Annotated in this window: 9 protein-coding genes, 1 pseudogene and 1 riboswitch; of the genes and pseudogenes, 3 read left to right on the top strand and 7 right to left on the bottom strand. The window is 37.6% G+C overall.

Translation table 11 applies throughout. The features are described 5' to 3' along the window. Positions 1-457 precede the first annotated feature (457 nt). The 7 genes from VER_RS05670 to nikB all read right to left on the bottom strand — a co-directional run bounded on the left by VER_RS05670 (position 458) and on the right by nikB (position 7351). Complete coding sequence (locus VER_RS05670; protein ID WP_162099906.1) at positions 458-1342, bottom strand: LysR family transcriptional regulator; 885 nt, start codon at positions 1340-1342, stop codon at positions 458-460. Positions 1343-1482: 140 nt separating this feature from the next. Continuing rightward, positions 1483-2007 (bottom strand): GNAT family N-acetyltransferase, encoded by a 525-nt coding sequence (locus VER_RS05665; protein WP_162099905.1) that lies wholly within the window; start codon positions 2005-2007, stop codon positions 1483-1485. Between the two features lie 104 nt (positions 2008-2111). Continuing rightward, positions 2112-2942 carry an ABC transporter ATP-binding protein gene (locus VER_RS05660; protein WP_238390157.1) on the bottom strand — a complete coding sequence of 277 codons (831 nt, stop codon included), beginning with the start codon at positions 2940-2942 and terminating at the stop codon, positions 2112-2114. Positions 2943-2949: 7 nt separating this feature from the next. Further along, positions 2950-3780, bottom strand: a complete 831-nt coding sequence (locus tag VER_RS05655) for an ABC transporter ATP-binding protein (RefSeq protein WP_238390156.1) — start codon at positions 3778-3780, stop codon at positions 2950-2952. 148 nt (positions 3781-3928) lie between these two features. Beyond that, the gene (locus VER_RS05650) at positions 3929-5491 is read right to left on the bottom strand and encodes an ABC transporter substrate-binding protein (RefSeq protein ID WP_162099903.1); all 1563 of its coding nucleotides are present in this window, start codon (positions 5489-5491) and stop codon (positions 3929-3931) included. Between the two features lie 103 nt (positions 5492-5594). After that, the gene (gene nikC, locus VER_RS05645) at positions 5595-6413 is read right to left on the bottom strand and encodes a nickel transporter permease (protein WP_162099902.1); all 819 of its coding nucleotides are present in this window, start codon (positions 6411-6413) and stop codon (positions 5595-5597) included. After that, complete coding sequence (nikB, locus tag VER_RS05640) at positions 6413-7351, bottom strand: nickel ABC transporter permease (protein ID WP_162099901.1); 939 nt, start codon at positions 7349-7351, stop codon at positions 6413-6415. The genes nikC and nikB overlap by 1 nt, the downstream gene beginning before the upstream one ends. Before the next feature lie 113 nt (positions 7352-7464). Next, a riboswitch (cobalamin riboswitch) is annotated at positions 7465-7653 on the bottom strand. A 605-nt stretch (positions 7654-8258) separates the two neighbouring features. On the opposite strand from nikB, the gene VER_RS05635 reads away from it, so the two are divergent. The 3 genes and pseudogenes from VER_RS05635 (at position 8259) to rhuM (ending at position 10844) form a co-directional block, all read left to right on the top strand. Further along, complete coding sequence (locus VER_RS05635; RefSeq protein WP_162099900.1) at positions 8259-8438, top strand: hypothetical protein; 180 nt, start codon at positions 8259-8261, stop codon at positions 8436-8438. Between the two features lie 813 nt (positions 8439-9251). Next, the gene (locus tag VER_RS05630; protein WP_162099899.1) at positions 9252-9650 is read left to right on the top strand and encodes a helix-turn-helix transcriptional regulator; all 399 of its coding nucleotides are present in this window, start codon (positions 9252-9254) and stop codon (positions 9648-9650) included. Between the two features lie 297 nt (positions 9651-9947). Next, a pseudogene (gene rhuM, locus VER_RS05625) lies at positions 9948-10844 on the top strand (RhuM family protein). Positions 10845-11031 lie beyond the last annotated feature (187 nt).

Genomic DNA, 11031 nt, shown 5'->3' with positions numbered 1-11031 from the left:
TTGCTAGCTCGTTTTCGTTGTTGTTAGCTTAACCGAAGTTATCTAACTTAGAATTTATTTGGTTGGTTTCAACGTTGTTGAAACCCGCACTCTGGCTATGTTCATTTCGTTAGAAATGATTACCTTACATTGTTCAGTTTTCAAAGATCTGCTTCATCGCTTTGCTGTTATCAGCTTGCGACAGCTTAATTATTATATCGCAATCAATTTTCAGTGTCAAGCACTTTTTAGAAAATATTTTCAACATAATTTCTAAAAATCAAAAGCGATACATCACTCATTTTTCAAAAAGCATAGACTACTATTGATTACTATCCATATTAATCGTTACTTTATGATGTCCCGTGATTGAGGACATGAACTATCATACCCTTTTTAGAAAACTTCGTCAACCCTTTTTCTTAAAATATTTACAAGAATTCTAATTTTATACAACTTTCCTTTCACAACGGACAAACTATACATGTAACGCATTCTTTATTCCGTCTATAAATTGTACCAATAAAGGATTTTCTCTACCGTCTGTAGTATACGCTAAGTACATAGTCTTCGTTTCAGGTAATTCAAAGTAACTAAATTGCGAATTATGAATAATACGCTGATACGTATCTAACAAAGCAAAGCCATCGCCCTGCTCAAAAGCCATAACTACAGAGTCTAAATTATTCACTACCCGAATTATAGGGGCCGGCAAACCGTACGATGCAAACAAAGCAGCCACCATATCCTTAGCTGAGTCTGTCACTTCATCGCGAAACATATAACAAGGTTGATCTTTAAAATCTGCTAAGGTTACCTTACTACGCGAAGCTAATGAATTTCCTTTTGAATACACTACAGCCCGATGCACTTGAGCAATAGGTAGTTGTTGAAGGCTCCTCGCGTTAGGCAACATCTCCTGTAAAGCTACGATGCAATCAAGGCGCTCACTCAAAAGCCCTTCCCGCAGTCCTTTTACATCCTCACTGGTACCAATCAATTGTATATGGGGATGTTCCTTTTGAAAGTTTACTATATATGCTTTTAATGGCTCTGGCCAATTCCACCCCAAAAACATACCATACCGAATCGTTTCTTTTTTAAAACGGCCGTATTGTCCTTGTACCTGTGCCATAGCTTGTAAATATTGTTCAAACACTTGAGCATATGCTTGGCCCGCTGTCGTCACCGTAACAAAGCGAGGTTGCCGTTCGAGTAAAGCTACACCTAACATAGTCTCCAATGATTTAATCTTACGACTCACGGCTGGTTGTGCCACATGTAAAGCTTGTGCTGCCTTAGTAATGGTTCCATGATAAACCACGGCTAAAAAATATTCCATGTGATCCGTATCAATGCGCATACTCGAAAGCCTCCCCGCCTATTCAGGTTTATACACCACCTGTGGATAAGTCACTCTTTTTGTGGATATGTACTACTTTTCTTGTGTATAACTCAATTTTTCTGTGGATATATAACTATAAAGCCACTTCGGCTATATACCTACAAAGCCGCTTCAACAAGGGGTGCTAATTCTTTACTAAGCCATATGGTCTGCCATTCATCTTGCATATCTTCATATTCCACATAACCTTGGCGCCCCCAAAAGGAACAGCCTTTATTTAAAAACTTATGGGTATTTAAACATAGATGGGTATACCCAAAGAATTGTGCTGATACTTCTATGGCCTCGTAAATCTTACTCCCCACGCCTTGACCATGAAGATTTTCAGCCACATAAATCCGCGACACATAGCCCCAAGTCTGCAAGTCTTCACAATGAGACGGGCGATGGTCATGGTCAGCTAATGGTGTCAAACAGCCCGTACCAATAACTTGGCCCGTTTCATTATAAGCCACATAGGCTTGACTGCGTTTAGCTGGATTAAACTGCTCGGCTAAATTTAAAAATTGTTGATTCCGCCCAGAATCTAACGGCCTGCCATAATGCACCTGCATCTGTTCTACTAAGAATTGATAAATCGGTTCACAATTTGTGTCCGGTGTAATCAGTTCTACGGTCGTCATACGTCTTGTATCCTCTCACTAAAAACTGCCCATAATAATAAATACTACTATATATTATATAGTAGTATTTATTTCATCCTATTAAAGTATATCGTATTTATATATTACCTTACAACTCGTTTTCGCTCTGGTGTCACTTCAAAGACAGCACTTAATAATTTGCGTGTATACGGGTGTTTAGCCTCCGTCAAATGCTTAGCGGCCACTTCTTCTACCACTTCCCCATAATACATGACCACCACGCGATGACACATACTACGAATAAATGCAATATCATGAGCTACAAATAAATATGTTAAATTCTTTTCCTTTTGTAACTTAACTAGCAATTTCGCAATAGCATCTTGCACCGATACATCAAGGGCCGACGTAGCTTCGTCAAACACGATAATGTCTGGTTCTAATACTAAGGCCCGCGCAATGGCTACACGCTGTCGTTGGCCACCACTCATTTCATGGGGATAACGCTTAGCGAAAGAACCGTCTAGCCCTACCATATCTAGATACCGCGTAGCGATAGCCAGCGTTTCACCACGTTTCAATAAGCCAAAATTATACAGTGGTTCACAAATAATATCAGCTACTGTCATACGGGGATCAAACGCTTGCGAAGAGTCTTGAAACACCATCTGAATCTTGCGTCGCTGTTCTCGCGCCTCTTTGCCTGACGCTTTGCCCATACGAACGCCGTCTAAGTAGATCTCACCACTCGTAGGCTCTAACATGTGCATAATCATTTTCATCAAGGTACTCTTGCCGCAACCGGACTCCCCTACAATACCTAAAGACTCCCCGCGCCATAGCGACCAAGATACCTGTTTGCACGCTTCCAAGGTACCACCAGTAGGCAATGGAAAGGCCTTACAAAGGGATTTCACTTCTAAAACCGGCGTGCCTACACCCGCTTCAGCAGCTAGGGAATTTTGTAACGTCATATCTGCTTTATTCAACTGTGTCAACATAACGTGTCCCTCCCAGTGTTGGTACTGCTTCTAATAACTTAGCAGTGTAATCTGAATGAGCATTAAATAAAACATCATCACGAGATCCATAATCCACCACTTTACCTTGCTGCATGACCATAATTTTATCCGCCATGTAGGCGGCTACCCCTATATTATGGGTAACCATAATAATGCCTGTTTTACTTTGCTTGCAAAGTCGCATCAATTCTTCTACAATCTGCGCCTGGGTCGTTACATCTAAAGCTGAAGTCGGCTCATCAGCTAATAATAGATGAGGCGTAAACGCCATGGCCATAGCAATTCCTAGCCGTTGTCGTTGACCACCACTTAATTCAAAGGGATAGCGCTGTAACAAGTCTTTTCCCCCTGGCAGAGAAACCATGTTCAATAGTTCCAAAGCTCTCGTTTCAGCAGCAGACTTCGTCATACCACTATGCCGGCGAATATGAGCAATAAACTGCTTACCTATGGTTTGAATAGGGTCCATAGCACTACCACTGTCTTGAAAAATCATAGAAATATCCGTACCACGATACTTGCGCCAATCTGCTTCTGACCAAGTACCTAGGTCTTGGCCACGGTAGTGAAGCTGGCCTCCCACTACGTGACCACCAACGGATAAACAACCTATCAAAGCCCGAATCACTGTCGTTTTACCACTACCCGATTCACCTACAATTACTAGAACCTCCCCTTCCTCTAAGGAAAAGTTGACGTCTGTCACAGAAGGCGCCGCCTCACCATAGGCTATGCTTACATTATTTACTTCAACCAGTGCTGCCTCCCGTGTCATACCGTACGCGCACATCCTTTCTCACGAAACCATATATAAACGTTTATTTTAATCATTTATATAAAGGTGTATTCAAATTTATTATCTATATACTCTTTTATATATATTTACATATATACTCTATTTCAGATTCTATTTCAGGCTCCCCTTCTGAAACGCGCTATTATTTAGCAATATCATTGGTAATCCAGTAATAATCTGATGGGAACATAACTACACCTTTCAACGCTTTATTCGCAATGATATTAGTCATTGGATACCCAAGATATAAGGCTGCTCCATCATTTAACAATAACTGTTGGATTTCAATAATCAATTGTTTACGTACAGCAGGGTCAAATTCAGTAGATAAGGCATCTAATTTGGCATCTACTTCTGGATTGCTATAGCCAGACCCGTTTTGAGGATTGTTGCCATTTACATTGGTTTGCCAATACCATTTCAAGAATGTTTCCGGATCCCCTGTATTGGCCGTTACAATGTTGGAAATGAGCAAATCATAATCCCCATCAATGCCCATTTTATCGATTAAAGTATAATCTACCGTTTTAATTTTTACATCCACACCCACTTTGCGAAGGTCTGCTTGCACCGCTTCCGCATAAATTGGTAATTCAGCGCGACTATTATATACTACAAAATTAACAGATAATGGTTGGCCATCTTTATCTAAAATGCCATCCCCATCGGTATCTTTCCAACCAGCTTCCGCTAATAATTGTTTAGACCGTTCTGGATTATAGGCATTCGGATCCGTCAATTGATCAAAACCATAATCCATAGATGGCGGAATTGGCGCTTTACCAGGAATAAAGGTTCCTTTTAACAACACCTCAGCATAATTTTTACGGTCGGTAGCACTAATAAAAGCAGCCCGTACTTTAGGATCCCCTAATAAGCCTTTTTGGTTAATACGTGCTAACACTACGCGCAAGGAAGCAATTTCATCCACTTGGAATTTATCATTGCCTTTAAATAAACCAATTTCACCAGGCCCAATATTAACCGCCATATCTACTTCCCCAGATTGTAAGGCCATAGCACGGGTATTTGGATCTTCAATGGATGGTACTTCTACAGTTTTAAATGGTACGGTGCCATTCCAGTAATTTTCATTCGCTGCTAGCACGGATTTATCCTTGCTATAAGACACCACTTTATATGGGCCGGTTGCAATAGGACCTTCTTTAGAAAAATTACGACCCTCTTTTTCAGCCTGTACATCCACGACTAAGAATAATGGGTCTGCTAAAAGACCGGGCATATTAGGCATAGGTTTCTTTGTTTTAATAGTCAATTCTTGCCCATTAGCTGTAATGGAATCATATTCAAAGAACGTAGCGGCTCGTTTACTCTTAGCAAACGCTCGTTCAATGGATTCTTTTACTTCGGCAGCGGTTAATTTTTTACCATTAGAAAACTTAGCCTTATCGTCAATAATAAATGTCCAAGTTAATTTATCATCACTTAAGGACCACTTTGAAGCTAACCAAGGGGTTGCTTTCATTTCCTTATCAAATTTAGTCAAGGTTTCACCAATACCATAGCGCATAACTACCCAAGCATAGAAGTTATCAGTCGGTTCCAATGTATCTGCAAAATTAGTCACCCCTACTTTTAATACCTCTTTATTATCCGCCGATTCACTGCCACAACCAGCTAGCAAAGAAGCACATAATACAACACCTACACTGCCCAAGAGTGCCTTACGCCAAAACTTTTTCATACTCAACATCCCTTCTTAAAATACATACCCTAAACCTAACGCTTACATTTGATTACACTAACATATATTTAAAATCACTCGCTTAGCCGTGTTCTGAAACGACTTATTTTTGACGAGGATCTAAAATATCGCGCAAACTGTCACTCCACACGTTAAAAATAGCTACTACTATCAAAATAGCCGCCCCTGGAAACATCATGAGCCACGGTGCCAATTGTAAATATTGCCGTCCTTCATTGAGCATAAGACCCCATTCTGGCGTAGGTGGTTGGGCCCCAAAACCTAAAAAGGATAAACCAGCCACTTCAAGCATCATAATCCCTAAGTCCATACTAGCCGTCACCACCACTAAGGGCATACTATTAGGTAAAATATGACGCCGTAAAATAACGGAAGAGGTACCACCACTCATAATAGCGGCCGCAATATAATCTTCTTGACGTACTTTAATAACTAAACTACGCACTAACCGTGCATATTTTGCCCAGCCTACAATAGTGAGAGCCAATATAGTATTGCCCACGCTACCGCCCATAATACCAGCAATAGCAATGGCTAACACAATACCAGGAAAGGAAATCATAATGTCACAAATCCGCATGAGTACCATTTCCACAACACCACCAAAATAGCCTGCCACCGAGCCTACAATCGTGCCAATAGAAGCTACTAAAAATACGATGGTAAACGCCATAAACAAAGATAGGCCTGTGCCATAAATAATACGCGACAGTACATCACGGCCTAATTTATCCGTACCAAACCAATGCGTATCACTAGGCGGCTTCAATGCATTCCCCAAATCAGAAGCAAAGGCATCATGCGGTGCCAACCAAGGTGAAAAAATCGCTATGAGAATGACTAACAAAACTAAGGCCGAATAAAACGAAAAAGCTTTATGTGTTCTAATAAATTCATTCATTATTGGCTCCCCCGTTTCAATCGTGGATCCAAAATAGTATAGGAATAATCAATAATGCCATTAATCAACATATACGCAATGGATGCCCAAAGTACAAAGCCTTCAATCAACGGATAATCACGAAAAGTAATGGCTTGTACCGCCATCTTGCCAAGACCAGGCCAAGAAAAGACCATTTCTACTACGGCTACACCCCCTAATAACCATCCCATAGACATGCCGAAGATTGTTAATAATGGTAAAAATGCATTGGGTAAAATATGGCGGAACATAATTTCCATATGCCCCATACCACGAGCACGTGCACCTACTGCATAGTCTTTATTAATTTCCTCTAAAATAACTAGGCGCACCTGACGCATAAACTTAGACATTAAGGCAAAGGCTAAGGTAAAGGCTGGTAAAATAGCATTTTTTAAAGAAACCGTAGCCGTCGCAATGGGAGCAATGCCCAATTTATAACCAAAAATATACAATAGCATAAGGCCTAGCCAAAAGGCTGGTAAGGATATACCAATAAAGGCAATGCCACGAATTAAAAAATCAGGCCATTTATTTTGATGTAAAGCGGCTATAATACCTAAAGGCACCGCCATAGCTAGAATCATAACAATTGTGACACCAGCTAACATCAGTGTCCCTGGCAAGGCTTCCATCATCTTATCCACCACAGGCTTTTTGGCGGAATATGACATCCCCAAATCTCCTTGTACAGCGTGCATAAGCCAATTACCATACTGCACTAAAAATGGTTTATCTAATCCTAAATCTTGTCTTGTCTGGTCAATCAGTTCTTGTGAAACGATGGTATCGGCTGTTTCCAAAAGCATGAGTACTGGATCGCCAGGTGCCAGAAAGCTTAAACTAAAGGTCAAAAAGGTAACCCCTATTAATGTAACTAACACTTGCCCTACATGCTGCAGTGTTCTCTTTACCATTCCTCGTCCTCCCTAATATAGCTATTCCTTTACCCAATAAAAAAACTCGCTCTTTGAAAGAGCGAGTATGTAATCGACAACAAATTAATCCTATAACACGGAACTTATTGTGTAATAGCTAATTTGTTATAAGCAGGCTTTCTGGCTCATGACTCATCATCGACTTCTAGCCTTCCCAGTTTCCCAGTGACTCTTTATTGAAATCGATTCCTCATTTACAGCTGTTTGGCAGCATAGGATTTACACCTATTTTCCTCTTATTATCGCTCGGCATACCCGACACTTACAACATGAAGTTCATTATAGAATTAGCAATAGTCTATTATTAACAACTTGTAAAATAAAACCTATATCGCTATTATGGTATCCTATCCATTTGTATTCTGTCAATTATTAGTCATGAATTATTGTTATTTTTTCTCAAAAAAGAACAAACTGTTATTATTTGTTCATAAATTATGTAAATTCATCGAAAATTTACTATCTAATATACCTAGCAGGGTATAGTATTTATACTGGTAGGGGTATATGTACTAAGCACAGGCATTAATATCTATACATAATTCACCTATTGTGAAATAATTTGTAAAACCTACTTTATATATATGTATAACCATAATATATTTTTTAATTTATTTCCCAGTACAAAAACTATAATTATACAATTATTAGTCATATTTTTTATTTACATTATTAATAAAAAGAGTATAATAGACGATAAATGGTCACTAAATTTCATTTTTTATTAATTTAACGAGTATCTAGGAATTGAACGTGGTTACAACAAAGACCAAAGACAACATATTTGCCCAATACCTTCGCGTATACACTTCAATGCGTTTCCTAGTTATGAAGCGACTACCTATTGTAGTCCATATAGTAATTCAATTAAGGAGACGATAACTTCATGTATAACAAAGAAAAAGAAGGTATTTTATTACATGTAGGGAGTTATACAAAGCCACTTCATGCTGATATTGTAGTTCGTGAGGAATCTGCGTTTTCAAAATATGCCACCCCAACACCGGAACAAATTAGACGTGCTTACTTTAAGTCTAAAATCTATCGAAAACATCATTACAGTTAAACGCAGCGAATAAAACCAATAAGCTAAATACATATAAATCATAATAAATGAAATTTAAGGTGGGTAAATAAAATAAATAGAGGTAAATGTATTAACTTGATACATTCAATAATTATTATGTCTTTGACCATTTCACCAACAGGGATAGAATGGTTGAATAGGGAGTGATTCCACAAGAAATATTTAAACACTTTAAAGATTTAACTAAAAACCAAAAACAATAACCTATTCGTTAAGACTTACGTAAACATAACTCAGCCTTAGCTGAAGCAACCAGTCAAGTTGTTGTAAACGAAGAAATTGAACATGCTACAAACAATGATTATAAAGGATTATATGGAGGTTTAGACACCAAAGCAATTCATAAACGAGTAAAAAGGGTTCTATAATTTATTTTGGGGCGCTAAAGAGAAACGCAAGTTGCGTGTCCTCTTGGCGCCTACTTTTTTACAAAAAAGACATAATGAATAAAATCCGTTACAATAAAAGCGTCAAACCCATTAATACTTACTGTTTTAATACTGTTAATCTTTGTCATATAAGCAGTTCTCTTCTTTTACATTCCTTTAAGTTATTTAAGTAAAGTTTTACAGAAAACCGTTTTACGTTTAAAAAAATTAAATCTACCTAAGCTGGTGTTAACTTTCTTGCTAACGACTCAGTTGCAACTTTATGAATTTCCATTTGAGTAAACGGCACTTTATTAGCTAATCGTTCATACCACTCATTAACGGTTTACCGTATTTTTTTTGTTCATCCATTGATTTTTATCCGTTTTTCCGTATACAATAAAAACAGGAAAGGAGTAATATTATGAACTCATTTAGCAAAAGACTCAAAGAAACCATGATTAATCAAAAAATAACTCAATCAGACTTGTCTGCAATGACCTCTATTAGAGCCTCATCTATATCTGACTGGCTAAATGACAAGTATAGCCCTAAACAAGATAAAATTGCGATTATAGCTAAAGCCCTAAACGTACGTCCGACATGGCTAATGGGGTATGATGAGACTAACAACGAAGAAACAAAAGATTACTATGAAGATCCTGAAGTAGCCGCCCTCGCCGAAGAGGCGCGTACTAACCCCGAGATTCGCATTTTATTTTCTGCTGCTAAAGATATATCTAATGAAAATATGCAGAAAACTATAGATTTTGTAAATTTTTTAAAGTCACAAGAACGTAGTGACAATGATTTTTCGGAGTAATTTAACCACACATGAATATTAATATTTTAATTGTCCCACTAGAAAGAGGCGTAAATGCATTAACAAAAAAACTGTGATATTTCTTACACTATCTTAGTCAATAATAACCTTTGTGAAGAAAAAGCTCACAAAGCAATATTACACGAAATATTCCATATCAAGAATGACGATTTTTCTAAATGTGAACATGTTTCATTACTTGAAAGAATACTTCACGAATCCAATTATCTCGAAGATGAGTTGGAAGACATTAACTTTTATTATCATGTTGTATAGGAATTTTAGAAGGGTAAGTTCATGGATAATATAATTATATATAACACAGAAGACGGAGAAGCTAATGTAAAGCTGTATGCCAATGATGGAACTGTATGGATGACACAAAAAAGTATGTCACAATTATTTGAATGTTCTACAGATAATATTTCGCTCCACCTTAAAAATATTTTTTCAGATAATGAATTAGACAAAAAAGCAGTTACCGAGAATTCCTCGGTAACTGCAACTGACGGTAAAACCTATCAAGTAACCCTCTACAATCTTAATGCCATTCTAGCAGTAGGTTTTCGAGTCCGCTCTAAAAGAGGTGTTCAATTTAGAAAATGGGCTAATACCACATTAAAAGAATACATGCAAAAAGGATTTATTATTGATTCTGAACGTCTTAAAAATCCGGATGGTCGCCCTGATTACTTTGATGAGTTATTAGAACAAATCAGAGATATTAGGGCAAGCGAAAAACGTTTTTACCAAAAATTAAAAGATTTATTTGCCCTATCGTCAGACTATGATAAAACAGATATTGAAACCACAAAATTTTTCACTGAAACACAAAATAAACTTATCTATGGTGTAACAGGAAAAACAGCTGCTGAACTTATCATATCACGAGCAGATGCAAATAAACCCAATATGGCATTAACCTCTTGAAAAGGTAAAATTGTACGAAAACAAGATATTACTATCGCCAAGAATTACTTAACCCATAATGAAGTTGATTCCTTAAATAGATTAGTATCCATCTTTTTAGAAAGTGCCGAACTAAGGGTAAAATTAAAAAAGGATTTAACTCTTGCTTATTGGCGAAACAGTGTAAATAAACTGCTAGTAGATCATGATATTCCTTTATTAAATACACCTGGTCAAATAGCACATGCCTCTATGGTCAAATTTGTAAATAATACGGTTCTATAATTTATTTTGGGGCGCTAAAGAGAAACGCAAGTTGCGTGTCCTCTTGGCGCCTACTTTTTTATACAAAAAAGACATATTGAATAAAATCCGTTACAATAAAAGCGACGAAACCATTACGAAAGGATGTTTACTCAATATGTCTACTCTTAATTATATAGGAAAATTACTAGGAATCAAAGCCGAATAT

Source organism: Veillonella sp. R32, from assembly GCF_010093125.1.
Taxonomy (GTDB): domain Bacteria; phylum Bacillota; class Negativicutes; order Veillonellales; family Veillonellaceae; genus Veillonella_A.
This window is presented reverse-complemented; position numbering and strand designations above follow the sequence as displayed.

Bases quoted from the DNA above. Each gene is read 5' to 3' on its own strand.
- VER_RS05670 (WP_162099906.1), bottom strand. From the start codon at position 1,342: ATGCGCATTGATACGGATCACATGGAATATTTTTTAGCCGTGGTTTAT.
- VER_RS05665 (WP_162099905.1), bottom strand. From the start codon at position 2,007: ATGACGACCGTAGAACTGATTACACCGGACACAAATTGTGAACCGATT.
- VER_RS05660 (WP_238390157.1), bottom strand. From the start codon at position 2,942: ATGACGTTACAAAATTCCCTAGCTGCTGAAGCGGGTGTAGGCACGCCG.
- VER_RS05655 (WP_238390156.1), bottom strand. From the start codon at position 3,780: ATGTGCGCGTACGGTATGACACGGGAGGCAGCACTGGTTGAAGTAAAT.
- VER_RS05650 (WP_162099903.1), bottom strand. From the start codon at position 5,491: ATGAAAAAGTTTTGGCGTAAGGCACTCTTGGGCAGTGTAGGTGTTGTA.
- nikC (WP_162099902.1), bottom strand. From the start codon at position 6,413: ATGAATGAATTTATTAGAACACATAAAGCTTTTTCGTTTTATTCGGCC.
- nikB (WP_162099901.1), bottom strand. From the start codon at position 7,351: ATGGTAAAGAGAACACTGCAGCATGTAGGGCAAGTGTTAGTTACATTA.
- VER_RS05635 (WP_162099900.1), top strand. From the start codon at position 8,259: ATGTATAACAAAGAAAAAGAAGGTATTTTATTACATGTAGGGAGTTAT.
- VER_RS05630 (WP_162099899.1), top strand. From the start codon at position 9,252: ATGAACTCATTTAGCAAAAGACTCAAAGAAACCATGATTAATCAAAAA.